Origin of the sequence: Amphiplicatus metriothermophilus (assembly GCF_900199215.1) — a bacterium.
GTDB classification, from domain to species: Bacteria; Pseudomonadota; Alphaproteobacteria; order Caulobacterales; family Parvularculaceae; genus Amphiplicatus; species Amphiplicatus metriothermophilus.
This window is the reverse complement of record NZ_FZQA01000001.1, coordinates 782008-804465: the sequence shown is the minus strand read 5'-3', so window position 1 is coordinate 804465 and position 22458 is coordinate 782008. Positions and strand designations below refer to the sequence as shown.

Below are 22458 nucleotides of genomic sequence, written 5' to 3'. Positions count from 1 at the left end.
ATTAATTCTTCATGAGCGACAAAAGCGTACGCCCCATCGCCGCCGGCGTCGGCGCGACGGCGATGCCGGCGCTCTTCATCGCCTCGATCTTCGCCTCGGCGGTGTCGTCGCCGCCGGAGACGATGGCGCCCGCATGGCCCATGCGCCGGCCCGGCGGAGCGGTCACGCCGGCGATGAAGCCGACCGTCGGCTTCTTCGTCCTGCTCGCCGCCAGAAAGCGCGCCGCATCGGCCTCGGCCGAGCCGCCGATCTCGCCGATCATGATGATCGAATGGGTGTCGTCGTCGGCGAGAAACATCTCGAGGACGTCGATGAAGTCGGTCCCTTTCACCGGATCGCCGCCGATGCCGACGCAGGTCGACTGGCCGAGGCCGGCGACGGTCGTCTGATGGACCGCCTCATAGGTCAGCGTGCCCGAGCGCGAAACGACGCCCACATGGCCCTTGCGATGGATATGGCCGGGCATGATGCCGATCTTGCATTCGCCGGGCGTGATGACGCCGGGGCAGTTGGGGCCGACGAGACGGGTCTTCGACCCGTCGAGGGCGCGCCTCACCTTGACCATGTCGAGCACCGGGATGCCTTCGGTGATGCATACGACGAGGGGGATCTCCGCCTCGATCGCCTCGAGGATCGAGTCCGCGGCGAAGGCCGGCGGCACGTAGATGACGCTGGCGTCGGCGCCGGTCGCGGCGCGCGCCTCGGCGACGGTGTCGAAGACGGGCAGCTCGGCGCCCTTCGCCGCCTCGCCGCCCTTCCAGACCATGCCGCCCTTGCCGGGCGTGACCCCGCCGACCATGCGCGTGCCGTACGCGATCGCCTGTTCGGTGTGGAAGGTTCCGTGCGAGCCGGTCAGGCCCTGGCAGATGACCTTGGTGTTCTTGTCGACGAGGATGGACATGGGGCGCGGGTCCTGCTGGGTGTCGTGAAGGGGCGGGCCGGCGGGAAGCGGGCGGCCGCGGCCTTCTCTAGCGGGATCGGGCGGCGAACGCCACCCGGCGCCGGCGCCGCGCGCAGCGAAAAATCAGCGCAGCGAACCGACCCCGCGCCGAGGCCGTCCCGGTTCCTCCGCAGGCCGCGCGATTGCCGCGCAGGCGAATTCGACTAAGCTGCCGGCCCCTTTCGCTGGCGGAGGAAATCCTGTTGCTGGTCCGGATCGGCGCGCGCGTCTTTTACAATCTCCCGCGCCGGCTGCGCTGGAAGCTGGCGCGCGAATTCGGCGGCCGGCCGCGACGCTGGGTGCAGTGGATCTAGGACTCGCCGGGCGAGTATTCGCTGCGCCCCATGCGCGAACGCAACTGCATTTTCATCCATGTGCCGAAATGCGCCGGCCTCGCCGTCGCGCATGCGCTGCTGGGCGGCAAGGGCGGCGCCCATGCGAGCGCGGCGGATTACCTGAGCGTCTTCGGCGCGCGCTGGTTCGATCAGGCGTTCAAGTTCGCCTTCGTACGCGACCCGTGGCGCCGGACGGTCTCGGCTTTCGATTTTCTGCGGCGCGGGGGGCTTCACGCCGACGACGCGGCGTTCGCCGAGACGCATCTTAAGCGCTATTCGACGATAGACGCCTTCGTGACGGAGGGCCTTGCGCGCCCGGAGATCAGGACCTGGCCGCACTTTCGCGAGCAGGTCTCGTTTCTGCTCGATCCGCGCACGGACAGGCTCGCCGTCGATTATCTCGGCCGGGTCGAAACCATTGAAGAAGACTTTCGCGCGATCCGCGCTCGCCTTGGCCTTGCGTGCGAACTTCCGATGAAGAACGCGCGCGTCGCGACCGAGGCCGACGACAGCCTCAAGCTCTCAGCGCGCGCCATCGACCGTATCGCGGAGGTCTACGCCCGCGACGTCGAGATGCTGGGCTATCGGGACTACCCCGCCGCCTAAAGCATCGGCAGGTCGCGCTTCGTGCGCGCGGTTTCCTTCTCGCCGGTGTTCACCGTCTCCGACGGCTCGAACAGCATGACCCAGCACTCCGTCTCGGCGCGGGGCCGGTGCTCGACGCCGGCCGGCACGACGATGAGGTCGCCCTCGCCCAGCGCGATCTCGCGCTCGGCGCCGCCCTCGCGCAGGCCCATCGCGAAAGCGCCTTTCACGACGAAGAAAGCTTCGTCGGCGCCCGCATGGCGATGCCAGTCGAAGGCGCCTTCGAGCTTGACGAGCCGCACGTCCTGTCCGTTGAGCCGCGCGGCGACATGCGGCGACCAGGGCTCGGAAATGCGGTCGAAGGCGGCGGGTATGTTGATTTTACGGATCTCGCCGTCCGTCATCACGTCTTCCTTTCCGGCGTCGTCTTCTCGAATGCGAGAACGCGCTCGACGAAATCGGCCGGCAGGGGCGCGGCGCGCTTCGTTCCGCGCTCGGCGTGGGCGTAGACGAGCGTTCCTTCCGTCAGCAATTCCTCGCCGCGGAAGATCGCGAGCTTCATGGTCATCGATTTGACGCCCAGCCGGGCGCAGCGCGCGGCGACCTCGATCTCGTCGTCGAAGACCGCGGGAGCCCTGAAATCAGCCTCGGCGTGGACGGTGAAGAACTCCGGCGAGGATGCGCCGGGATAGCCCAGCGCGCGGAAATACTCCGTTATCCCTACGTCGAAATAGAGGAAGTAGTTGACGTTGAAGACGATCCCCTGCGCGTCGCACTCGCCCCAGCGCACGCGAAGGGGATGGAAGAAGGAGAAGTCGGATCGGGCGGTCATTTATCGTCCTCAGGCGGCCACGCCCGAGCGCCGTGAAGGGGGCGCTCGATGTTGATGTGAAACTCGTCCGGCAACGAATAAACCACGACACAGGGCCAGCCAAGCGTCGCCAGCCCGCGCGTCCCCGCGATGCGGCCGGGTTTTCCAAGCAACGGAAATGTCCCAGCGGCGGCATCGCGGCTAAAATTCCATCCATGACGCGCGTCGCGGCTCTCGGGTCGCGTTCGGCGGCGGAATCGAAGGTCGCGGCGAGATCGGCCTTCGCGTCCTCCGAAAACCTAACGCGCATTGAATCCGAATTCGGCGGCGACTTCCCGAAAATCGTAATATTTCAATTTTCCGGCCTTCTTCTTGTCGAGCGCGTTCTGGACTTGCCTCCTGAACCACGCGTCATGGCCGGGCTCAGGCGGCGCGCCTGCGTCGGTCGTCATCTCTTCCAGCGTCGGGAGCCTTGCGGCGGCGGTCTCAACCATTTCCATATTCTCAGCAGGCGGCGCTTCTGCGAAGCCGGGCGCTTCCGTTCCGCCCTTATGCAAGCGGCCCATCCGCTCCTCGTAAATCGCCTCCCTGTCCCGTTTCCATCCGGCGCCGCGCCCCAATCTCGACCGTTCCGCCAGTCCAACGAGGGTCCGGCGGGCTTTTTTCGCCGCAATCGCATCGGCGCCGTCCTATTCAACCAGCGCGGTCAGAACCCCCCGCACCATCCTGGCGACGGTCGTTCCCTTGAGCGCCGCCCGCTTGCGCGCTTCGGCGAGCACTTTTTCGTCGATCCGGAGGGTCAGGTTTTTCATGCGCACATAATGTGTGCGCATCAGTTATGATACAAGCTCGATAGCGATGGTACGAGCCGCGATTACCTTTGCGCCGATTCGCGATCGTGCCTGCCGTTAACCATACGGAGATTGACTCGGAACAAAAAGAGAACAATCATTGCTTCAATTGCGTATGGAGACGGCTTTTGGACCTGCATTCGGCCATAAAAATGACGCGCCAAGTCGGAAGAAATGAATCCTGCTGGTGCGGTTCCGGAAAGAAATACAAACGTTGCCACTGGAACCGGGAAAACCAATCCCCGATTCCGGTATGGAGCGCGGCCGATGCATTCAAGGCCGCGCATTCACAATGCTTATGTCTGGCCCCGCAGAATCTAGCGAGCGCTTGCTCCGGCAAGATCGTCAAGGCCCATACGGTTCCCCGGAGCGGAAGCCTTAAACGGATCGCGAAGGACGGACATGTCTATGGGTGGTCATTCTCTGATCTAAACAAAAGGGCAAATCATCAAGGCATTCCGCAGCCGACGCGGATCGGGTTGAATATAGCGTCAACATTTATGGGTTTCTGCGATGCACATGACAACGCGATATTTAAGCCGGTTGAAAACGAGAAGTTCGTTTTTTCGCCGGAGCAATGCTTCCTTCTCGGATATCGAGCACTCGCCTATGAAAAGTACATGAAAGATGCGCAGGCAAACTCAATCAACATTATCCGCGATGTTGATAAAGGGTGGTCTCTGAACCATCAAATCAGTCATCAGAATGGGGTCGCTCTGTACACGCACGGAGTAACTGCAGGCCAACGCGATATAGACGAGGACAAGTCCTTTTATGATAACGTGCTTACTTCGGAAGACTATTCCTCGATGCGCTCTTACATCGTCAAGTTCGAAAAGACGCCGACGATTATGTGCTCAGGGCGGCTTGCGCCTATCTACGATTTCACCGGCGCTCTGCTTCAGGACGGATGCGACCCTAACGTAAAACTCAGACATCTGAGCCTGAACTCGTTCGCAAGTGGCGACGGCGGCGCTGTCGTCTTCACATGGCTTGAAGACAGCGATAACGTTTGCGTACCATTCGCGCGCTCCTTGCACGCGACCGATCATGCGATTCTTGCCGATACTCTGACGCGCTTGATGTTTGAAAACCTTCAGAACATCTATTGGTCGCCAACATGGTGGGATAATCTACCGGACGAGTCAAAAGCGGCATTGATCAAACGCTTCGCCGACGCGACTGATCTCACAAAACCAATCGATCCGCAGGCGCTCGCCCCCGATGGGCGTTCCTATAACGATTGGGGGAACGCTGAAATTCAGGCGCTTGGGTTCGAACTTCAATAAAACGAACTATCGTGGCTACGGACTATTCCGTTCCCCACCCCACCGCTTTCACCACCTTCTGCGCGGCGTCTTCGAGGTCGTCGGCCGGGATGATGGCCAGTCCGGACCCGGACAATATCTTCTTGCCGAGCTCGACATTGGTGCCTTCGAGGCGCACGACGAGCGGAACCTCGAGGCCGACCTCCTTCACCGCGGCGATGATGCCTTCGGCGATGATGTCGCAGCGCATGATGCCGCCGAAGATGTTGACGAGGATGCCTTTGACGCCGGGGTCGGAGGTGATGATCTTGAAGGCCTCGGTCACCTTCTCCTTTGTCGCGCCGCCGCCGACGTCGAGGAAGTTCGCGGGCTCGGCCCCGTAATGCTTGATGATGTCCATGGTCGCCATGGCGAGCCCGGCGCCGTTCACCATGCAGCCGATGTTCCCGTCGAGCTTGACGTAGGAAAGGTCGAACTCGGAGGCGCGGATCTCCAGCGGGTCCTCTTCGCTCGCGTCGCGCAGGTCGAGAATGTCGGGGTGGCGGAACAGCGCGTTCGAATCGAAGCCCGCCTTGGCGTCGAGCACGCGCAGCCGGCCGTCCTTCGTGACGATCAGCGGGTTGATCTCGAGAAGGCTCATGTCCTTCTCGACGAAGGCGCGGTAGAGGGCGGCGACGAGGCCCGCGCATTCCTTCGCGAGCGCGCCGTCGAGCCCCAGCGCCTTGGCGACGCGCCGGCCGTGATGGGGCATGCAGCCCGTGGCCGGATCGACGTGAATCGTGACGATCCTGTCGGGCGTCTCCTCGGCGACCTCCTCGATGTTCATGCCGCCCTCGGTGGAGGCGATGAAGGCGATGCGCCCGACGGCGCGGTCGACGAGCACGGAGAGATAAAGCTCGCGCGCGATGTCCGAGCCGTCCTCGATATAGATGCGCCCGACGACCTTGCCCTCGGGCCCGGTCTGCTTGGTCACGAGGGTCTTGCCGAGCATCTGGCGGGCGAAGGCGGCGGCCTCCTCCGGCGACTTGGCGAGGCGCACGCCGCCCTTCTCGCCGGCCTCGGGCTCCTTGAACCGGCCCTTGCCGCGTCCGCCCGCATGAATCTGCGCCTTCACCACATAAAGCGGGCCGGGCAGCTCCTTCGCCGCCGCTTCGGCTTCGGCCGCGGTGTAGACCGGCCGGCCCTCGGCGACGGGGGCGCCGAACTCCTTGAGGATGCGCTTGGCCTGATACTCGTGAATGTTCATGGGAAGACGCTCTTGGCTGCGGGAAGAAGAAGATCAGCGCCTTATACCGCGCGCCTTGAGCGAGGCAATGAGGCGGGGCGCTCTCAGGACGCGACGGCGCCGGCGGCGAGCAGCGCGCCGGCTGCGGCCGCAGCCATCGCGGCGAAGGCCGCCGCGACCCGCCAGCCCGCCGCGCGCCCCGCGATCCACGCGCTCATGCCCGCCTTGACGAGCGCGTTGGCCGCCGCCGCTATCAGAATGGCGAAGGCCGCGACCTGCGACGCGAGCGCGCCGCGGCCGGCGTCGCCCCCGGCCGAAAGCGTGATGGCGTCGACGTCGGCGAGGCCCGCCGCCGCGGCGAGCGCGTAAAGGCCCGCATCGCCGTAAAGATCGCTCGCGAAGCGCGACGCCATGGCGATCACCGCGAGAAGGCCGGCGAAGAGAAAGGCCGGCCTCAGCTCCATCGGATTGCCGAGCTTCATCTCGGCCCCCCCCGCGCGCTCGCCGCGCCAGAACAGCGCCGCGGCGAGCGCGCCCGTGACGCCGCCGGCCGCGAGCGCCGGCCAGACAGCGCGCAGAACCTCCGTCGATACGACGAGCAGAAGCGCGCCGATGCGCGCGAGCATCATAACATTGGCGGCGACGACGCCGGCCGCGCCGGCGCGCGCCCCCGCCGTTCCGTCGCGGACCATCGTCGATAGCGACAGCGTCGCCGCCGTGGAGGAGGCGAGCCCGCCCGCCGCGCCGGTCAGCAGCACGCCGCGCGCGCCGTAGAGCTTCGTCAGCCAGTAGCCCAGAAAAGACAGCCCGCTGATCAATACGACCATGCGCCAGATCTGGCGCGGGTTGAGCGCCTCGTAAGGCCCGTAGCCCTGGTCCGGCGCGAGCGGCAGGATGATGACCGAGATCGCCAGAAAGCGCAGGGCGGCGGCGAGCTCGCGCGCCTCGATCGCGCGCGCCCAGCGCTGCACGCTCGGCTTCAGCGCCAGCAGAATGGCGACGGTCACGCCGCCCGCCCCGGCGAGGGCCGGCTCGCCGCGCGTCGCGAGCGCGCCGAGCAGATAGACCGCGAGAAAGGCGACCTCCGTCGTGCCGCCGAGGCCCGGCTCGCGGCGGGCCTGCTCCCAATAGGCGGCGACGACAAGCGCGGCGAGGCCGGCCAGGCCGACGGCGACGGGCAGCGCGCCCGCATCGATCAGCCCCGCCGCGCCGCCGGCGAAACCGGCGAGCGCGAAGGTGCGCGCGCCGGCGAAGGTGCGCTCCCTGGCCTGCTCGCGGTCGCGCCATTCCCGCTGGAAGCCGACCAGGAAGCCGATCGCGCCGGCGATCGCGAGATTCTGAAAGTCCGCAAGCTCGGCCATCGACCTCTCCGAAACCGCCGGCGATCCGGGCGCCCGCGCGAAGACGGGCTATCAGGCGGTTGAGAATTCCTGCGCCGCGCGCGCTCCGGCGCGCCTTGACTTCGCGCCGCGTTTGCCCCTCTCTCCGGGGACAACCCCGGAGATCGTCATGGAATACAACGTCGCAGTGGTCGGCGCGACCGGCAATGTCGGTCAGGAAATGCTGAACATCCTCAACGAGCGCCTGTTCCCGGTGAAGGAGGCGTTCGCCATCGCCTCGCGCCAGTCGATCGGGCGCGAAGTCTCGTTCGGCGACAGGACGCTCAAATGCCGCGACCTCGAGACCTTCGACTTCTCGCAGGTCCAGATCGCGCTGATGGCCGCGGGCGGCTCGGTCGCGAAGGAATGGGCGCCGAAGATCGCGCGGACCGGCGCGGTCGTCATCGACAACTCCTCGCACTTCCGGATGGACCCGGACGTGCCGCTCGTCGTGCCGGAAGTGAACGCCGAGGCGGTGCGCGGCTTTGCGAAGAAGAACATCATCGCCAATCCGAACTGCTCGACCGCCCAGCTCGTCGTCGCGCTGAAGCCCCTGCATGACGCGGCGACCATCCGGCGCGTCGTCGTGTCGACCTATCAGTCGACTTCGGGCGCCGGGAAGGAGGCGATGGACGAGCTGTTCAACCAGACCAAGGGAATCTTCGTCAACGACGAGCCGACGCCGTCGGCCTTCACCAAACAGATCGCCTTCAACGTGATTCCGCATATCGACGTCTTCATGGAAGACGGCTTCACCAAGGAAGAGTGGAAGATGACGGTCGAGACCAAGAAGATTCTCGACCCGAAGATCAAACTCACGGCGACCTGCGTGCGCGTGCCGGTGTTCGTCGGCCACGCCGAAGCGATCAATGTCGAGTTCGAAAAGCCGATCACGGACGATGAGGCCCGCGAGATCCTGCGCGAGGCGCCGGGCCTGCTCGTCGTCGACAAGCGCGAGGACGGCGGCTACGTCACGCCGGTCGAATGCGTCGGCGATTTCGCGACCTATGTGAGCCGCATCCGCGTCGATCCGACGGTGGAGAACGGCCTCGCTTTCTGGTGCGTGTCCGACAATCTGCGCAAGGGCGCGGCGCTGAACGCGGTGCAGGTCGCCGAGCTGCTCGTCAATCGCGGCTTGCTGAAAGCGGCCGCGTGAGCCTTCGCCTTATCGCGACCGGCGGCGAGCGCGCAGCCTTTCGCGCGCCTCCTGCCGCAGCTCGTCCTGGATGCGGTCGTATTCGGCGAGTTGAACGGGGGTGAGAATCGGCGCGATTCGCGTTCGGGTTTCCTTGCGGATTTGATCAGCTTCCTCGCGCAGCCGGCGAAGCTCGCGCCGGCTCGGCCTGCCTTCGGCGCGCGCCCTCTCAGCGAGGGCGGCGCGACGGGCGAGGCTTTCGCGCAGGATCGGTTCGACAGCGGCCTGCTGTTCTTCGGTCAGAGCGAGCCGCGCGCGGATCTCGTCAAGCCGCGCGGCGAGCGCCTCGACGCGAGCCGGATCGACCTGTTTCGCCTGCGCCGCGGCGGGATCGGCGTGAATCGCGAGCGCGGTCGGCAGCGCCAGGAAAAGCAGCGCAAAGATGCGGCGTCGGGAATCGGCTGACATCGGAAATCCTCTCAATGCGGTTGTCCGTCCGTCAGCTTATACGGGCGGGCGGGCGCAGTCCGTCGCGCCTCCTTTCCCTGCAGGCGACGGCGGCGGAAAGAAATCGCCGCGGCGGTCTTCTCCGGCGAAGCATTTGATGCCAGTAGATGCGAATCCGCGCCGCCGATCCCGGCGGCGCTATTCGGTTCGCATCATGCCGTCTCGCTGTTTTCGGAAATTCGTCGACCCCGCCTGCAGGCCGAGACGCAGGGGGCCGGCGCGATGAGCGCGCAAGGCGCACGCACGCCTGAGGAAGCGGCCGTGCGCGTCGGGCTCGCGTGCGGGATCGCGGCCTATGCGATCTGGGGCGTCTTCCCGGTCTATTTCAAGGCGGTCGAAGGCGCTTCGGCGGCCGAGATCCTCGCCCACCGAATCCTGTGGTCCGTGCCGGTCGGCGCGCTGGTTCTGTTCGTCCGCCGGCAATGGCCTGAGGTCGCCGCGGCGCTCGCCAGCCCGCGCGTGCTCGCCATGCTCGCCGTCACGGCGATCGCCATCTCGGCGAACTGGCTCATCTACATCATCGCCGTGGTCAGCGACCGCGTGCTCGAGGCGAGTCTCGGCTATTACATCAATCCGCTGATGTATGTGGCGGCGGGCGTCTTCATCATGCGCGAGACGCTGCGCCGGGCCCAGGTGATCGCCGTCGCGCTCGCCGCGATCGGCGTTCTGACGCTGACGATCGGCGCCGGGGCGTTTCCCTGGATGGCGCTCGCGCTCGCCTTTCTGTTCACGGCCTACGGCTATCTGCGCAAGACGACCCCGGTCGGCGCCATGCCCGGCCTGTTCATCGAGACCTGCCTGCTCGCGCCGGTCGCGCTCGTCTATCTCGTTCTGCTTGCGCGCGCCGGCGAGGCCGCGTTCGGAACGCGCGGGGCGGGCTTCGACGCGCTGCTTATGCTCGCCGGCCCCGCCACCGTGGCGCCGCTCGTTCTGTTCGCCCTCGCCGCGCGCCGGCTGCGGCTGTCGACCCTGGGCTTTCTTCAGTACATCGCGCCGACAGGCCAGTTTCTGCTGGGGCTCTATTACGGCGAGGCGTTCACGCTCGCCCACGCCTTCGCCTTCGGCTTCATCTGGCTCGGGCTCGCGGTCTTCTCGCTCGATGCGGCGCGCGCCAACCAGGCCGAAAAACTCGCCCGGGCCGCCGGCGCGCCGCCCGCGCCGCTTACGAAAGGCGCCGGACCGAGCCCGAAAAGCTCATGACCGGCTTGCCTTCGGCGGAAATCAGGCCGCGGGCGAACAGAAGCATCCTGCCGGCGCGCGTCAGCTCGCCGCGCGCCTCGATGAACGCGCCGATGGGCGCAGGCTCCAGAAACTCCGAATTCAGCGTGACGGTCGCCGCCCTGAAGCGGCCGAGCGCGCGAAAGCAGATGTCGAACAGCGCCATGTCCGCGAGCGTCGCCAGCGCCCCGCCATGCACGACGCCGCCGAGATTGGCGTGGCGCGGCTCGGCGAAAAATCCGACGCCCGGAACCGGTCCGTCCTTGCGGAAATAAAACGGACCGGCGTGATTGGCGAAACCTTCAGGCAGATCAGGCAAGACCCAGCCCTCGGGCGCGGGACGCGGCGCGGTCGTGCGGACGGTTTCGGTCATGACCGGGCTTTAGCCGCGCCCCGCGCCGATGGAAATAGCCGCGATCAGGCCAATTGCAGCGCGCGGGGGCGCCGAAAGTCAGGCGCGCGCGGCGGACGGCCCGGCTAAGGCTGACGGCGCAATCGGGAAGAAAGAACACGCCATGCGCAGTCTCGGCGCGCCGCGTCCGGAAAAGGCCCTCCGCCCCGCTCCGGCCTTGGCGAGGACGCGTCGGCTCTCCCGCTACGCCCCTTGTGCGGGAGATGCGCGAAATCCTTGCCCGGACGCGGCGCGCCGTCCATGTTCCCGCCATGAGGGACTTTCCCGAACCGCGCTTTGTCGACGCCGGCGGCGTCCGGCTCGCGACGTATGAAGCGGGCGAAGGCCCGGCGGCGATCCTGCTGCATGGCTGGCCGGAGCTCGCCTATTCCTGGAAGAACCAGATCCCCGCCCTCGCCGGCGCGGGCTGGCGCGCCGTCGCCGTCGATCTCAAGGGCTTCGGCCTTTCCGACGCGCCGCCTGAGAAAGAGCTTTACGACTGCGAGCGCATGAGCGCCGATTTCGCGGCGCTGCTCGACGCGCTCGGCCTCGAAAAGGCGGTCTTCATCGGGCATGACTGGGGCGGGGCGCTCGTCTGGTCGATGGCGCAGCTTCGCCCCGAGCGCGTCGCCGGCGTCGTCAGCGTGTGCACGCCCGCCTATCCGCGCGCGCCCGCCCCGCCGCTCGACATCATCGCCGAGCGCCTGACGCCCGATCACTATTTCATCCGCTTCCAGCCCGAAGGCTTCGCCGAGGCGCTGTTCGAAAGCGACGTCGAACGGTTCTTCGCCTTCGTCTTCCGCAAGCCGGTCCCGCGCGAGGTCTGGCCGCGGCTCATTCCCCATGTCTTCGACCTTCCCGCGCGCTTCGCCGAAGGCGGGCGCGCCGAGCCCGAAGCGCTGGTCATGGGCCCGGAGGACCTGAGGGTCTACGTCGAGGCCTACGCGCGCACGGGCTTTCGCGGCGGAATCAATCTCTACCGCAACATCAACCGCAACTGGGCGCTGATGGAAGGGCGCGACGAGACCGTGCGCGCCCCGGCGCTATGGATCGGCGCCGAGCTCGATCTCTTCCTACCGCCCGAGGCCGCCCAGGGCATGGAGCGGATCGTCCCCGACCTAGAAAAACACGTTCTTTCCGGGTGCGGACATTGGGTGATGTGGGAGAAGCCGGCGGAGCTGAACGCCCTTCTGCTCGACTGGCTCGAACGGCGCGTCCGGTAAAATTCGCCGCATATTTGCCTCAACCACGCGGCGGAGTTTTAGATAAAGCCGGCGCGCCGGCATAAACTTTTCATCAGACTTCGCGCCCACGCTCATCCGATAACAAGCGAGGGAGAGAGGGCGTGAAAACCATCCTGAAAACGGTGTTGATCGCCGCGTGCGTTCTCGCGCCGGCCCGGACCGGCGCCGAGCCCGCCTGCGCAGATGTGGAAAACCGCCTGATCGCCGAAACCGCCGCACGGAGCGCGCCGAAAACGCTCGAGACGATCGAGATCGGCGAGGCCGTCGTCGCGCTCAGCGTCGTCGGCCGGACCGGCCACGCCGACACGGCGCTTTATCGCGACCACATCCGCGAATCGCAGGCGATGGACGCCTTCCTGCCGGGCTATCCCCAGCCGGCCGTCGCGACGTTTCATCTGAGCGTTTCGTTTTGACTCCTAAAGCGCTCCGTACACGGCTTCGATGAGCCGCAGCGCGCGCGGATCGCCCGCGAGATGCGGCGACATGCGGTTCATCACATAGGCCGCGCTGAGGCGATGGGCGGGGTCGAACATGACGCACGAGCCGCCGAAGCCGGCGTGCCCGAAGGCGGCGCGCGAGGGGCCGAAATGGCCGGCCTCGTTGCGCATCACCCCCGCCGCCCAGGAAAGATCGAACGGCAGGACGAGGTCCTCGCCGCGAACCCTTTCGGCGAAAGCCTCTTCGAGGACCGCCGGCCGGATGATCTCGCGCCCCCGGAAGCGCCCCCGATCCGCGAAAGGCTGGACGATCTCGGCGAGGCTCGCCGCATTCGCGTGCGTGTTGGAGGCCGGCAGCTCCGCGGCCATCCACGCCTCGCGGCTCACCCGCGCCGGCGCCGACCAGGGCTTCAGGAACGCAATCTCCTTATACGGATTGAGCGGGCCGAGATCGGGCGCGCGGGGCGGCTTGGGCATATAGGCCGCGCGTTCGATCTCGCCCGCGCGCATCCCGCAGAAGAGACTGAGGCCGAAAGGTTCGGCGAAGTCCTCGCGCAGGGTTCGCCCGACGCTCCTTCCGGTCGCGCGCCGCAACAGCTCGCCCGCAATGAAGCCGAAGGTCTGCGGGTGATAGCCCGCGCGCGTTCCCGGCGGCCATAAGGACGCCATCGCCGCGAGCCGGGCGCAGATCGCGTCATGATCGAGCCATTCCTCGGGCGGCATCTCCTCGGCGATCCCGCACAGACCCGCCTGATGCGAGAGCGCTTCGGCGACGGTGATCCGCTCCTTGCCGGCGGCGGCGAATTCCGGCCAGTATTCGGCGACCGGCGCGTCATAGGCGAGCGCGCCCTCGCCGACGGCCCGCGCGACCAGCATCGCGACCGCCGCCTTGCCGCTGGAATAAACGCAGGCGATCGTTTCCTCCGTCCACGGCGCTTCGCGCTTGCGGTCGCGCCAGCCGCCGTAAAGGTCGACCACGCGCTCGCCTTCGATGAACACGGCGAAAGACGCGCCGAGCTCGTCCTCCTTGCGGAAATTCTCAATGAACGCCTCGCGCACGGCTGCGAAAGGCGGCGCGGCGAAACCCTCGACGGGAACAGGATCGGTCATGGCGGCGCACTCTACGCGATCGGCGCGCGCGGAAAAGGCCGCGCAGGCGCCTCACTGCGCCAGCGAGCAGCCGAAATTGGCGCCGATGAAGGCCCGTCGCACCGGGCCGGGCGCGGCGAGCACGCCCGCGCGCATGGCGCGCCGGTCGGCCGCGTCCTCGACGATGCGGGCCGCTTCCTCCTCATCCTCGCCGTCGAGCGCCCCGGCGATGCGCGCGGCGAAGCACTCCCCGCGCGCCGGCGAGGCGCCGAGCCGGGCCATGCCGTCGCGGATGCGCGCGTCCGCGCCGCCCGACGCCGCATTCAGATCAGGCCCCGGCGCATCCGGCGCGCCGCCTGAGGCGCAGGCCGCCAGAAAAAGCGCCGCAAGCGCTCCCGCGCTCCGCATGGCTCACCCGGAAAGCGCGCAGGCGATCGCCGCGGCCGCCACGGTCGCGGCCGCGCGCGGATTGTCGATCCGGCGCAGGGTCTCGACCACGCCGCGGGGCGTGTCGGCCCGATCGAGCCGGTCGAGGAAATCGGCGACGTCCTTGAGATCCCTGCGGTCGAGCGTGTCGGCGAGCTCGCCCGCGAGACATTCCGCGCGAGATTCCGACAGGCCGAGATCCATGAGGCGGTTCTCGATCCGCGACTGCGCCGAGAGGGTGGCGCAGGCCGCCAGACCCGCAAAGGCCGCCGCAGCGATAACGCGCATCGTCGTTCCCGGCATGTTCTCTCCTCCCCGCCCGACTGTTCCTGATCCGGAGGCTACGCCGCTTCGTTTCCCGCCGTCCATCTCTGAAGGCCCCGCGCGGCCTCGTCAGTCCCGGCGCAGCCCGCGCCGGTCGAGCCGCCATCTGAGCGAGTCGATCCGGTCCTGGCCGAAGAAGGGCTCGTCGTCGAGAACCATCAGCGGCACGCCCCAGTGATGGCGAAGCTGGTCGGCCTCGTTGGCGGCGATCTCCTCAGCGATCCTATCGGGATTTTGCGCCGCCCATGTTTCGAGATCCTCGAGGGCGAGCCCCGCTTCGCCGGCCGCCTCGGCTAGGCGCGCGCGCGCCTGCCAGTTTTCGGTTCCGCCCCAGATGCGGGCCGCCACGGCGCGGGCGAAGTCGAGCCCGCGCCCGCGCTCGACCGCGGCGACGGCGAGGCGCATCAGGGTCTCCATCAGCGGCTGCTCGGGCGCGACCTCGCCCGAGGCCATGTCCATCGCGACGGGATCGGGCCGGGGCGGGGCGAAGGCGATCCCCAGCCGCTCGGCCTCGCGGAAAACGTCCTTCATCAGATAAGGCAGGAATTGCGGCCGGGCGCGCTCGAAAAAATCGGGCTCGCGCAGGGCGAGCGGGCGCACCGGGCGAAAGCGCGCCTCCACATCGTACTCCCGCACGATCGCGACGAGCCGGTCCATCGCCAGCCAGGAATAGGGACTGCGGAAAGACCAGAAGATGTCGAGGCGGGCCATGTTTCGCGCTCCTTCGCCGGGCGTTGAATGTTCGGCTCCGCATCGTTATCTCGTCAATCGCCCCGTGCAGCGCCCGCAACGGCGGGACGCAAGGAAAGTCCCGCGCCCCTAACCCTGCGCCCGTGAAAGCCCCGCGTCATGAGCAGAACCCTCCGCATCGCCGTCCTTCAGGCCGCCTTCGACGAGGACATGGCGGCGAACATCAGGACCGTCGAGCGCCTCGCGCGCGACGCGGCGAAGGACGGCGCGAAGGTCATCCTCGCCCCGGAGCTGTTCCAGGGACCGTATTTCTGCAAGCGCGAGGAGACGCGCTGGTTCGCCGAAGCTCATCCGTATAAGGAGCATCCGGTCGTCGCCGCTCTCGCTCCCCTCGCCGGCGAGCTCGGCGTCGCGCTGCCGCTGTCGATCTTCGAGCGCGACGGGCAAGAATATTACAACAGCCTGGTCATGGTCGACGCGGACGGATCGATTCTCGGTCTTTACCGCAAGAGCCACATTCCCGACGGGCCGGGCTATGAGGAGAAGTTCTACTTCAGGCCGGGCGACACGGGCTTTCGCGTCTGGCGGACGCGCTTCGCGCGCCTCGGCGTCGGCATATGCTGGGACCAGTGGTTTCCGGAGGCCGCGCGCGCGATGATGCTTCAGGGCGCGGAGGTTCTGTTTTATCCCACCGCCATCGGCTCGGAGCCGGAAAATCCCGCCCTCGACACCTGCGCGCGCTGGCGGCGCGCGATGGTCGGGCACGCGGTCTCGAACGTCGTCCCTGTCGCGGCGGCCAACCGCATCGGCGACGAGGACGGGCAGGTCTTTTACGGCTCGTCCTTCATCTGCGACGAGGCCGGCGAGATGCTCGCCGAACTCGGCCGCGAGGAGACGGGCTTCGCCGCCGCGACGATCGACCTCGACCGCCTCGCCGAGCAGCGCGCCGGCTGGGGCTTCTTCAGGGACCGCCGGCCCGAGCTTTACGGCCCCCTCGCCGGCGCGCGCTGACGCCCGGCCGGAGACCCGCGAGCGACGACCGCAACGGGGTATTTTATCCTGCTTGGCCGCGGCGAGGCCGCCGAGATGGATGCGACCATCGTCATGGCCGTATTCAGATCACCCTGCGCAAGGATCTCCTGCGGCTTCGGGGACGCCCGGCCAAGCCGCAAATCATCGCGGAGAAGCTATCGACGGCCCGACAGAAACGAAAGCCGTCCGGGCCGGCGGACGGCGCGCCAGGCGGTCATGAAAATCAGGCCGACGCGAATATTCCGGCGCTGGCGATGGCTGGCGAGCGCCCGCGGCGCAGCAAAATCTCGGAGACGACCCTGCCGATAGCGCCGTCGGCTCGCTCTCCTTCGCCCAGTCTGCGAAAGGCGGGGGTCAAGGCGGCTGGTTTTCCGAACTTATCGAGAAATTCGATTCGCCCTTACGGAATTATCTATTTTTCTTTCGCCGGGCGACTGCCCATGTCCTGCCTGTCCGCGGACCCCCTCCCCCGCGATGACGCAAACGGGCCCGCGTCGCGCCTTCCCCTCCCCGGGCCGGCGCGGGCGAGAAAGGCGCCTCTCGAAAGGCGCCGGTCAAGCGGGCGGCGCTTCCCTCTCCCTCGGCGCCGCCCGCTATTTCATTCCGCGGACTCGCGCTTGACGAAGGTCACCGCGAACAGCGGCTCGCCGTCGAACAGGTCCTTCGGCTGCTCGCCGCCTTCGATCATCTTGAAGCAGCGCGGCGTGATCGAGCCCTCCATGCGATAGCCCTTCTGGGCCATCTTGCCGCGATGGAACTCCAGCGCGGCGGCGGTGAACTCGCGGGCGAGAATGGTGATGCGTTCGGGATCCTTCGACATGCGGAGGTCTTTCCTGCTGTTCGTTTCGCCTTCCGTGCGATCAGAGAAGCGCTTTCGCGGGGCCCTTTAGCAGATGCCTTCGGCCGCGGCGAGCCCCGGCGCGCAGACGCGTCCGCCTGGCTCGGCTCTTCGGGCCGCTATATTGCGCCGCTTCGACGATGATCTTGAGCGCGGCGGCGGCTCGGCCCATATGGACGACGCGTCGAAACGGAACCTGCGGCGGCTCGAACAGGGCGCGCTGAAAATGGCGCAGGAGATGCGCCCGCGCCTCAAAGCGCGCGCCGCCGAACTGGGCTGACCGGAGGCGAAAGGCGATGCCGCCCGTGCAGAAATTCCTCATTTTCGCCGGCGCCGCGCTGCTGATCGCCGGCATATTGTGGCCGGTTCTTTCCAAGCTCGGCCTCGGCCGGCTGCCCGGCGACATCGCGATCGAGCGCGAAGGGTTCTCCTTCTACTTCCCGCTGACGACGATGATCCTCCTCAGCATCGTGCTGACGGCGATCTTTCGCCTGTTGGGAAAGTGAAAAGCCGTGCAACCACGCCGCGCCGTCTTTCACGCCCATATTCAGACCAAGGGTCACACTCTGGCGCGCCGAGCCCGGATTGTCGGCCGCAACAACGAGACGCCAGGCGGATCCATGCCTGAGTCCGGCCCGCCGCACGGCGCGGCGCGCAAGACGAACATAATTTCAACCCTGGATTGCTGGTTTCTTTTTCGCGCCGCGCTACCTTTTTCGCGCGGCGGGCGGGCCAGTCCTGCGTAAGTCGTCATTACAGTCCTCCGCGAATCAGAACTTGAACTGACGCGCGAAAGACGAAAAGCGGGGGTCATGGCGGCGCGACGCGGGGCGCGATTGTTCGGCTGCATTTTCCTGATCGCGGCCTTGCTCGCCGGAGCGGCCTGTCCGGCCCGCGCTTCGCCTTGGGGGCGCGCAGCGGGCGAGTTCTTTTTTTCGACGCGGGCGGATTATTTCCGCGCCGATGCGCCCGCCGTCGAACCCGACGCGCTCGGACCGGTCTTCTTCGAGCGCGTTGAGTCGCACGCCTATGGCGAGCTCGGCCTCGGCCGGCGCCTCACTATCGGCGGCAAAGTCGTCTACGGATCGTCCACCTTCTTCGACGGCCATTCGGTCTTCGCCGCCGACGGCGTGTCGGAGATCGAAGGCTTCCTCCAGCGCGAACTGCGCCGGGGCGAGCGCGGCGTTCTCGCCCTGCGGCTCGCCGGCGCGGCGCCGTCTCGCTTCGAGACCGGCGCGCGCCCCGGCCTTGCAAGCGACGGCGTCGACGTCGAGGCGCGCCTGCTTTACGGGCGAAACCTCGCCCTGAGGCCCGTCAAGATTTTCGCCGCCGCCGAGGCCGCCTACCGGCGCCGCTTCGGCGCGGCCGCCGACCAGCTTCGCGCAGACTTTCTTCTCGGCGTCGAGCCCATGTCCCGGCTTCTGTTCCTCGCCGAGAGCTTCGCCGTAAAGGGAATCGGCGCGGCCGAGCCGGGCGGCGCCGATTTCGACGTCGTCCGGCTGCAGGCTTCGGCCGCCTGGCGCGCGACCCGCCGCTGGACCGTGCAGGCCGGCGCATCGAGCGAGATCGCCGGCCGCAACGTGCTGACCGGCGAGGCGTATTTCATCAGCCTGTGGTCGTGGTTCTAGGAAGCGGGGATGGCGCGAAAGCGGCCTGATCTTGATACGCCGCATGCGGACGAGACATGGCGGCGCATCGCGCGGATCGGCGCCTATGCGCGCGCCGAACGCCTGCCATTGCGGCGCGGCGCCCATGGCGTCGGCGAGGAATTGCGCGCGCGCGAGGCGTTTTCGCCGACCGCGCGGGAGCGAGCCTTTCCCTTGCGGGCCTGCCGTTATGTTCCGCGTCGGCGCTTTCAGCGCGCGCTCGCCGCGCGTTTCGAGCCGGAGCTCGCCGAGGCGGCCCGTAGTCGGCTTGTCGCAACGGCGCCGACCTGGTCCGCCGCGCGCCTTCTGTCGACGCCGCAGAAAGCCGCTCTCGCGCTGTTCATCCTCGCCGCCGCCGGCTTCTTCGCCGTCGCGCCGCTCGCCGCGCTCATCGCTCTCAACGCCGCAATCACCGCCTACTTCCTGCTGGCGATCGGCTTTCGCATCGTGCTGACGGCGGTCGCCCTGAAAGAGCCGCAGGCCGCGCCTGCTCCGGCCCTCGCCGAGGACGCGTTGCCGACGATCACGATCCTCGCGCCGCTGTTTCGGGAAGCGGCCTGTCTTCCCGGCCTCGACGCCGCGCTCGACCGGCTCGACTATCCGAAGGACCGTCTCGACGTCAAACTTCTTCTGGAGGCGGAAGATCGCGAGACCATCGCGGCGGCGCGCCAGCTCGGGCTCGACCGCAAATATCATCTTGTCGTCGTTCCGCCCTCCCGGCCGCAAACCAAGCCGAAGGCGTGCAATCATGGTCTGTATCTGGCGCGCGGCGAGATCGTCGGGATTTACGACGCCGAGGACGAGCCCGAGCCCGACCAGCTCCGCAAGGTCGCCGCGGCCTTCGCGGCGGGCGGGGACGACCTCGCCTGCGTGCAGGCGCAGCTCAACTATTACAATGCCGACGAGAACTGGCTGACTCGGCTGTTCGCGCTTGAATACTCGCTTTGGTTCGATCTTTTCCTGCCGGCGCTGGAGCGGCTGCGCGTACCCATGCCGCTCGGCGGCACGTCGAACTTTTTCCGCACGCAGATCTTGGTCGACCTCGGCGGCTGGGACCCTTACAACGTGACCGAAGACGCCGATCTCGGTCTGCGGCTCGCCCGGCGAGGCTGGCGCGCGACGGTCATCGATTCGACCACATTCGAGGAAGCAAACTGCCGCATCGCCAACTGGCTGCGCCAGCGATCGCGCTGGATGAAGGGCCACTTGCAGACCTGGTGCGTGCATATGCGCGGCCCCGCGCCCGCGCGCAGCGCGGCGGGCTGGCGCATGTTCGCCGCGACGCAGCTTTTCCTCGGCGGCACCGTCTTCAGCGCGCTGATAAATCCCTTTCTATGGGCGGTATTCGTCTTCTGGCTGGCGACGCGGTCGGACGCGGTCGACGCCCTCTTTCCAGGCCCGCTCATGGCGCTGAACCTGTTCGCGCTGCTTGCGGGCAACGCCTTTTTCGTCTGGCTCGCGACGATCGCGCCCCTGAAGCGCGGTACGGTCGAGCTCGCCCCGGCCGCGCTCTTCGCGCCGGTTTATTGGTGGCTTTCGTCCTTCGCCGCGTACCGGGCGGTGCGGCAGCTCCTCGCCCGCCCCCATTTCTGGGAGAAGACCGAGCACATGATCTCGCCGGCGGCGCGGCGCCGGCGCGCCGTCGCAAGCACGGGCGGGACGGGCGCATGAACGCAACCGCCGCGCGCCTTCACGGGCTCGCCGCGCTCGCCGGGGCCGGTATGGGCGCGCTCTTCGGTTCTCAGGACGCGCCGGCGCGCCTCTTCTCGCCGTGGCCCTTTCCTGACCTTGCGCGGCTGCTCGCCGCGATCCCGGACGCGGCGGGCCCGGCGCCCGCCGCGGCCGCAGCGGGGTCCGTTCTCGGCCTCGCCCTTTCCTTTTGTCTGCCTGCGGACGGGTCGCGCGCGGGCTGGATTCGGCTCGTCGTCCTCGCCAATCCGGCCTTCGCGACCGCGCACGGCCTCGGCCCCGAAGGCCCGCTCGCCGCGGCCGCGGCGCTCATTCTGTGGCGGGCCTTCTTTCTGCTCGCCCAACGGCGCGACGCGCGCGCGACGGCGCTCGCCGCGCTGGCGCTCGCCGGCGCGCCCCTGGCCTCGGGCGCGAGCCTGTGGCTGCACCCGGGCCTTGTCGCGCTCTCGCCGCTGCTGTCGCCCTGGGGACTTGCGCCGCGCAAGGCGGCGGGCTTCGTCTTCGCGCTCGCCGCGCCGCTGGCGATGCTGGCCGGCGCCGGCGCCTATCTTCTCTGGCTGTTCGGCCCGCCGGCAGGACCGCCGGCGACGCCCGTCGCCGCGGCGGCGAGCCTCCCGGAACTTGCGCCGGCGCTCCTCGCCGGACCGGCGCTGCTGGCGGGCGCGGCGGGCCTGGCCGCGAGCCGGGCGTTGCAGACGGCCGCCTTGGTCGCGCTCGCCGCGTCGGCCGGAGCGGCGGGCCTCGGCGCGCCGGCGGCGCTGTTCGCCGTCTTCCTCGCCGCCGCGCAGGCCGCCTGGGCCGGCGCGCGCCCCAGGCGCGCAGGCCTCATAACGCTCGCCGGCTTCATCGGCGCCGGCGCCTATGCGCTCCTGCCCGCGCTCGCGTAGATGCGGCTATTGCGCCGGGCGACGCGGGCGCCCATAGAGAAGACTCGCGCGCCCCGAGGAGCCGTCATGTCTTCGCTCGCCGGACTTCCCTTCCGCAAGATGAACGGGCTCGGCAACGACTTCGTCATCGTCGACCTGCGCGGAACGGACGCGCGCATGACGCCCGAAGCCGCGCGCGCCATCGCCGACCGCCAGAGCGGAATCGGCTGCGACCAGGTCATCACCATCGAGGACCGCGGCGGGCCCTTCATGGGCGTGTGGAACGCGGACGGCTCGGCGGTGGAGGCCTGCGGCAACGCCGCGCGCTGCGTCGGCTGGCTCCTCATGGAGGAGCAGGACGCGGACGAGGCCCGCTTCGCCGCGCCCGCAGGACCCCTTCGCGCCTGGCGGGCGGGGCCGATGCGCGTGACCATCGACATGGGCGAGCCGAAATTTCACTGGCGCGACATTCCGCTCGCGGAGCAGTTCGAGGACACGCGCTTCATCGACGTCAAGCTCGGCCCCATCGACCGGCCGGTCCTGTGGGGCCCGTCCGCGGTCAATATGGGCAACCCGCACTGCATCTTCTTCGTCGACGACGCCGAGGCCCAGGCGCTCGACCGTTTCGGCCCGCTCGTCGAGAATCATCCGCTGTTCCCGGAACGGACCAATGTCGGCGTCGCCCAGGTGAAGGGCGCCCATCTCATCCGCCTGCGCGTGTGGGAGCGCGGCGCCGGCGTCACGAAGGCCTGCGGCACGGCGGCCTGCGCCGCGCTCGTCGCCGCCCATCGCCGGCGCCTGACGGCGCGCAAGGCCACGCTTGAGCTCGACGGCGGCCCGCTCGCCGTCGAATGGGGCGAGGACAACCGCGTGCGCATGACCGGCGCCGTGGCCCATGAGTTCGACGGAACGCTGCCGCACGGGCTGTAATGGCGAAGCTCTATTTCAATTACGCTGCGATGAACGCCGGCAAGTCCACGACGCTGCTTCAGGCGAGCTTCAACTATCATGAGCGCGGTATGCGGACGATCCTGTTCACCGCCGCCCTCGACGATCGCGCCGGACGCGGGGTCATCGCCTCGCGCATCGGGCTGAAAAGGGGCGCGCATGTATTCGACGACGAAACGGACCTTTACGACGCCGTTCGCAGGGAGCACGCGCGCGAGCGCCTCGCCTGCGTCTTCGTCGACGAGGCGCAGTTCCTCGCCCGCGCCCACGTGCTTCAGCTCGCGCGCGTCGTCGACGAGATCGGCCTGCCGGTTCTTTGCTACGGTCTGCGTACGGACTTTCGCGGCGAGCTGTTCGAGGGCAGCCGCTGGCTGCTCGCGCTCGCCGACGAAATCCATGAGCTCAAGACCATCTGCGAATGCGGACGCAAGGCGATCATGAACCTGCGCACGGACGAGACCGGCGCGCCGGCGCGCGAGGGCGCAAGCGTCGAGATCGGCGGCGACGAGCGCTACACGCCCCTGTGCCGGCGCCATTTCATCGAACGCTTCTACGGCGGCTACGACAGGGCGCGATGACGCGCC

The 22458-nt window shown here is 67.9% G+C and carries 28 protein-coding genes; 14 read left to right on the top strand and 14 right to left on the bottom strand.

Translation table 11 applies throughout. From position 1 onward, the window contains the following. Position 1: 1 nt before the first annotated feature. The gene (sucD, locus tag CHB64_RS03955) at positions 2 to 901 is read right to left on the bottom strand and encodes a succinate--CoA ligase subunit alpha (protein WP_089411252.1); all 900 of its coding nucleotides are present in this window, start codon (positions 899 to 901) and stop codon (positions 2 to 4) included. A gap of 383 nt (positions 902 to 1284) precedes the next feature. Between sucD and CHB64_RS03950 the strand changes: the two genes are divergently transcribed. Further along, positions 1285 to 1881, top strand: coding sequence for a sulfotransferase family 2 domain-containing protein (locus CHB64_RS03950; protein ID WP_089411251.1), 597 nt, complete (start codon positions 1285 to 1287; stop codon positions 1879 to 1881). Here the strand turns inward: CHB64_RS03950 and CHB64_RS03945 are convergent. The 4 genes from CHB64_RS03945 to CHB64_RS15240 form a co-directional block, all read right to left on the bottom strand. Further along, entirely contained in the window at positions 1878 to 2264 is a 387-nt protein-coding gene (locus CHB64_RS03945; RefSeq protein WP_183233949.1) for a cupin domain-containing protein, read from the bottom strand. The two genes, CHB64_RS03950 and CHB64_RS03945, sit on opposite strands and share 4 nt — an antisense overlap. Beyond that, entirely contained in the window at positions 2264 to 2692 is a 429-nt protein-coding gene (locus tag CHB64_RS03940; RefSeq protein ID WP_089411250.1) for an acyl-CoA thioesterase, read from the bottom strand. Before CHB64_RS03940 ends, CHB64_RS03945 begins: the two co-directional genes overlap by 1 nt. A gap of 278 nt (positions 2693 to 2970) precedes the next feature. Further along, complete coding sequence (locus tag CHB64_RS03935; RefSeq protein ID WP_143265932.1) at positions 2971 to 3165, bottom strand: hypothetical protein; 195 nt, start codon at positions 3163 to 3165, stop codon at positions 2971 to 2973. Positions 3166 to 3360: 195 nt separating this feature from the next. Then, a complete protein-coding gene (locus CHB64_RS15240; protein ID WP_159462407.1) occupies positions 3361 to 3504 on the bottom strand; it encodes a hypothetical protein in 144 nt (47 codons plus the stop codon). A 146-nt stretch (positions 3505 to 3650) separates the two neighbouring features. On the opposite strand from CHB64_RS15240, the gene CHB64_RS03930 reads away from it, so the two are divergent. Beyond that, complete coding sequence (locus CHB64_RS03930) at positions 3651 to 4811, top strand: SEC-C domain-containing protein (RefSeq protein ID WP_143265931.1); 1161 nt, start codon at positions 3651 to 3653, stop codon at positions 4809 to 4811. Between the two features lie 22 nt (positions 4812 to 4833). Here CHB64_RS03930 and sucC read toward each other — a convergent pair whose 3' ends face one another. Both sucC and CHB64_RS03920 read right to left on the bottom strand, forming a co-directional pair. After that, positions 4834 to 6036, bottom strand: a complete 1203-nt coding sequence (gene sucC, locus CHB64_RS03925) for an ADP-forming succinate--CoA ligase subunit beta (RefSeq protein ID WP_089411247.1) — start codon at positions 6034 to 6036, stop codon at positions 4834 to 4836. 83 nt (positions 6037 to 6119) lie between these two features. Then, the gene (locus CHB64_RS03920) at positions 6120 to 7376 is read right to left on the bottom strand and encodes an MgtC/SapB family protein (RefSeq protein ID WP_089411246.1); all 1257 of its coding nucleotides are present in this window, start codon (positions 7374 to 7376) and stop codon (positions 6120 to 6122) included. Between the two features lie 148 nt (positions 7377 to 7524). On the opposite strand from CHB64_RS03920, the gene CHB64_RS03915 reads away from it, so the two are divergent. Next, entirely contained in the window at positions 7525 to 8550 is a 1026-nt protein-coding gene (locus tag CHB64_RS03915; RefSeq protein ID WP_089411245.1) for an aspartate-semialdehyde dehydrogenase, read from the top strand. Positions 8551 to 8559: 9 nt separating this feature from the next. Here CHB64_RS03915 and CHB64_RS03910 read toward each other — a convergent pair whose 3' ends face one another. After that, positions 8560 to 8997, bottom strand: coding sequence for a hypothetical protein (locus CHB64_RS03910; RefSeq protein WP_089411244.1), 438 nt, complete (start codon positions 8995 to 8997; stop codon positions 8560 to 8562). Between the two features lie 261 nt (positions 8998 to 9258). Between CHB64_RS03910 and rarD the strand changes: the two genes are divergently transcribed. Next, positions 9259 to 10236: an EamA family transporter RarD gene (gene rarD, locus CHB64_RS03905; RefSeq protein ID WP_089411243.1), complete on the top strand. Its 978-nt coding sequence runs from the start codon at positions 9259 to 9261 to the stop codon at positions 10234 to 10236. Here rarD and CHB64_RS03900 read toward each other — a convergent pair. After that, positions 10199 to 10627 (bottom strand): PaaI family thioesterase, encoded by a 429-nt coding sequence (locus CHB64_RS03900; RefSeq protein ID WP_089411242.1) that lies wholly within the window; start codon positions 10625 to 10627, stop codon positions 10199 to 10201. The genes rarD and CHB64_RS03900 overlap by 38 nt on opposite strands. Before the next feature lie 242 nt (positions 10628 to 10869). Between CHB64_RS03900 and CHB64_RS03895 the strand changes: the two genes are divergently transcribed. Next, entirely contained in the window at positions 10870 to 11868 is a 999-nt protein-coding gene (locus CHB64_RS03895) for an alpha/beta fold hydrolase (RefSeq protein WP_089411241.1), read from the top strand. Between the two features lie 122 nt (positions 11869 to 11990). Continuing rightward, on the top strand, positions 11991 to 12302 hold the full coding sequence (locus tag CHB64_RS03890) for a hypothetical protein (protein ID WP_089411240.1): 312 nt from the start codon (positions 11991 to 11993) through the stop codon (positions 12300 to 12302). A gap of 3 nt (positions 12303 to 12305) precedes the next feature. On the opposite strand, the gene CHB64_RS03885 is transcribed toward CHB64_RS03890, so the two are convergent. The 4 genes from CHB64_RS03885 to CHB64_RS03870 form a co-directional block, all read right to left on the bottom strand. Then, complete coding sequence (locus CHB64_RS03885; protein ID WP_089411239.1) at positions 12306 to 13436, bottom strand: serine hydrolase domain-containing protein; 1131 nt, start codon at positions 13434 to 13436, stop codon at positions 12306 to 12308. A gap of 51 nt (positions 13437 to 13487) precedes the next feature. After that, positions 13488 to 13823: a hypothetical protein gene (locus tag CHB64_RS03880; protein WP_089411238.1), complete on the bottom strand. Its 336-nt coding sequence runs from the start codon at positions 13821 to 13823 to the stop codon at positions 13488 to 13490. 3 nt (positions 13824 to 13826) lie between these two features. Beyond that, positions 13827 to 14144, bottom strand: a complete 318-nt coding sequence (locus tag CHB64_RS03875) for a hypothetical protein (protein WP_089411237.1) — start codon at positions 14142 to 14144, stop codon at positions 13827 to 13829. 90 nt (positions 14145 to 14234) lie between these two features. Further along, positions 14235 to 14876 (bottom strand): DsbA family protein, encoded by a 642-nt coding sequence (locus CHB64_RS03870; RefSeq protein WP_089411236.1) that lies wholly within the window; start codon positions 14874 to 14876, stop codon positions 14235 to 14237. A gap of 138 nt (positions 14877 to 15014) precedes the next feature. Between CHB64_RS03870 and aguB the strand changes: the two genes are divergently transcribed. Next, positions 15015 to 15866 carry an N-carbamoylputrescine amidase gene (gene aguB, locus CHB64_RS03865; RefSeq protein WP_089411235.1) on the top strand — a complete coding sequence of 284 codons (852 nt, stop codon included), beginning with the start codon at positions 15015 to 15017 and terminating at the stop codon, positions 15864 to 15866. 619 nt (positions 15867 to 16485) lie between these two features. Here the strand turns inward: aguB and CHB64_RS03860 are convergent. Then, a complete protein-coding gene (locus CHB64_RS03860; protein ID WP_089411234.1) occupies positions 16486 to 16707 on the bottom strand; it encodes an AMP nucleosidase in 222 nt (73 codons plus the stop codon). Between the two features lie 142 nt (positions 16708 to 16849). Here CHB64_RS03860 and CHB64_RS15235 point away from each other — a divergent pair, with 142 nt between their 5' ends. The 7 genes from CHB64_RS15235 (at position 16850) to CHB64_RS03825 (ending at position 22452) form a co-directional block, all read left to right on the top strand. After that, positions 16850 to 17005 carry a hypothetical protein gene (locus tag CHB64_RS15235; protein ID WP_159462406.1) on the top strand — a complete coding sequence of 52 codons (156 nt, stop codon included), beginning with the start codon at positions 16850 to 16852 and terminating at the stop codon, positions 17003 to 17005. Positions 17006 to 17021: 16 nt separating this feature from the next. Continuing rightward, entirely contained in the window at positions 17022 to 17231 is a 210-nt protein-coding gene (locus CHB64_RS03850) for a DUF2905 domain-containing protein (protein WP_089411232.1), read from the top strand. Positions 17232 to 17537: 306 nt separating this feature from the next. Further along, a complete protein-coding gene (locus CHB64_RS03845) occupies positions 17538 to 18353 on the top strand; it encodes a hypothetical protein (RefSeq protein ID WP_089411231.1) in 816 nt (271 codons plus the stop codon). Positions 18354 to 18362: 9 nt separating this feature from the next. After that, positions 18363 to 20042: a glycosyltransferase family 2 protein gene (locus CHB64_RS03840; protein ID WP_089411230.1), complete on the top strand. Its 1680-nt coding sequence runs from the start codon at positions 18363 to 18365 to the stop codon at positions 20040 to 20042. Then, complete coding sequence (locus tag CHB64_RS03835; protein ID WP_089411229.1) at positions 20039 to 20947, top strand: hypothetical protein; 909 nt, start codon at positions 20039 to 20041, stop codon at positions 20945 to 20947. Before CHB64_RS03840 ends, CHB64_RS03835 begins: the two co-directional genes overlap by 4 nt. Positions 20948 to 21013: 66 nt before the next feature. After that, entirely contained in the window at positions 21014 to 21856 is an 843-nt protein-coding gene (dapF, locus tag CHB64_RS03830) for a diaminopimelate epimerase (protein ID WP_089411228.1), read from the top strand. Continuing rightward, positions 21856 to 22452, top strand: coding sequence for a thymidine kinase (locus CHB64_RS03825; protein WP_089411227.1), 597 nt, complete (start codon positions 21856 to 21858; stop codon positions 22450 to 22452). Before dapF ends, CHB64_RS03825 begins: the two co-directional genes overlap by 1 nt. The last annotated feature ends 6 nt before the right edge of the window (positions 22453 to 22458 follow it).

Excerpts from the sequence above, each read along its gene's own strand:
- sucC (WP_089411247.1), bottom strand. The coding sequence starts at position 6,036 with ATGAACATTCACGAGTATCAGGCCAAGCGCATCCTCAAGGAGTTCGGC.
- CHB64_RS03860 (WP_089411234.1), bottom strand. The coding sequence starts at position 16,707 with ATGTCGAAGGATCCCGAACGCATCACCATTCTCGCCCGCGAGTTCACC.
- CHB64_RS03835 (WP_089411229.1), top strand. The coding sequence starts at position 20,039 with ATGAACGCAACCGCCGCGCGCCTTCACGGGCTCGCCGCGCTCGCCGGG.
- CHB64_RS03845 (WP_089411231.1), top strand. The coding sequence starts at position 17,538 with ATGGCGGCGCGACGCGGGGCGCGATTGTTCGGCTGCATTTTCCTGATC.
- CHB64_RS03915 (WP_089411245.1), top strand. The coding sequence starts at position 7,525 with ATGGAATACAACGTCGCAGTGGTCGGCGCGACCGGCAATGTCGGTCAG.
- dapF (WP_089411228.1), top strand. The coding sequence starts at position 21,014 with ATGTCTTCGCTCGCCGGACTTCCCTTCCGCAAGATGAACGGGCTCGGC.
- CHB64_RS03885 (WP_089411239.1), bottom strand. The coding sequence starts at position 13,436 with ATGACCGATCCTGTTCCCGTCGAGGGTTTCGCCGCGCCGCCTTTCGCA.
- CHB64_RS03870 (WP_089411236.1), bottom strand. The coding sequence starts at position 14,876 with ATGGCCCGCCTCGACATCTTCTGGTCTTTCCGCAGTCCCTATTCCTGG.
- CHB64_RS03850 (WP_089411232.1), top strand. The coding sequence starts at position 17,022 with ATGCCGCCCGTGCAGAAATTCCTCATTTTCGCCGGCGCCGCGCTGCTG.
- rarD (WP_089411243.1), top strand. The coding sequence starts at position 9,259 with ATGAGCGCGCAAGGCGCACGCACGCCTGAGGAAGCGGCCGTGCGCGTC.
- sucD (WP_089411252.1), bottom strand. The coding sequence starts at position 901 with ATGTCCATCCTCGTCGACAAGAACACCAAGGTCATCTGCCAGGGCCTG.
- CHB64_RS03910 (WP_089411244.1), bottom strand. The coding sequence starts at position 8,997 with ATGTCAGCCGATTCCCGACGCCGCATCTTTGCGCTGCTTTTCCTGGCG.
- aguB (WP_089411235.1), top strand. The coding sequence starts at position 15,015 with ATGAGCAGAACCCTCCGCATCGCCGTCCTTCAGGCCGCCTTCGACGAG.
- CHB64_RS03900 (WP_089411242.1), bottom strand. The coding sequence starts at position 10,627 with ATGACCGAAACCGTCCGCACGACCGCGCCGCGTCCCGCGCCCGAGGGC.
- CHB64_RS03880 (WP_089411238.1), bottom strand. The coding sequence starts at position 13,823 with ATGCGGAGCGCGGGAGCGCTTGCGGCGCTTTTTCTGGCGGCCTGCGCC.
- CHB64_RS03920 (WP_089411246.1), bottom strand. The coding sequence starts at position 7,376 with ATGGCCGAGCTTGCGGACTTTCAGAATCTCGCGATCGCCGGCGCGATC.
- CHB64_RS03945 (WP_183233949.1), bottom strand. The coding sequence starts at position 2,264 with ATGACGGACGGCGAGATCCGTAAAATCAACATACCCGCCGCCTTCGAC.
- CHB64_RS03895 (WP_089411241.1), top strand. The coding sequence starts at position 10,870 with ATGCGCGAAATCCTTGCCCGGACGCGGCGCGCCGTCCATGTTCCCGCC.
- CHB64_RS03950 (WP_089411251.1), top strand. The coding sequence starts at position 1,285 with ATGCGCGAACGCAACTGCATTTTCATCCATGTGCCGAAATGCGCCGGC.
- CHB64_RS03825 (WP_089411227.1), top strand. The coding sequence starts at position 21,856 with ATGGCGAAGCTCTATTTCAATTACGCTGCGATGAACGCCGGCAAGTCC.
- CHB64_RS03935 (WP_143265932.1), bottom strand. The coding sequence starts at position 3,165 with ATGGTTGAGACCGCCGCCGCAAGGCTCCCGACGCTGGAAGAGATGACG.
- CHB64_RS03840 (WP_089411230.1), top strand. The coding sequence starts at position 18,363 with ATGGCGCGAAAGCGGCCTGATCTTGATACGCCGCATGCGGACGAGACA.
- CHB64_RS15240 (WP_159462407.1), bottom strand. The coding sequence starts at position 3,504 with ATGCGCACACATTATGTGCGCATGAAAAACCTGACCCTCCGGATCGAC.
- CHB64_RS03940 (WP_089411250.1), bottom strand. The coding sequence starts at position 2,692 with ATGACCGCCCGATCCGACTTCTCCTTCTTCCATCCCCTTCGCGTGCGC.
- CHB64_RS03875 (WP_089411237.1), bottom strand. The coding sequence starts at position 14,144 with ATGCCGGGAACGACGATGCGCGTTATCGCTGCGGCGGCCTTTGCGGGT.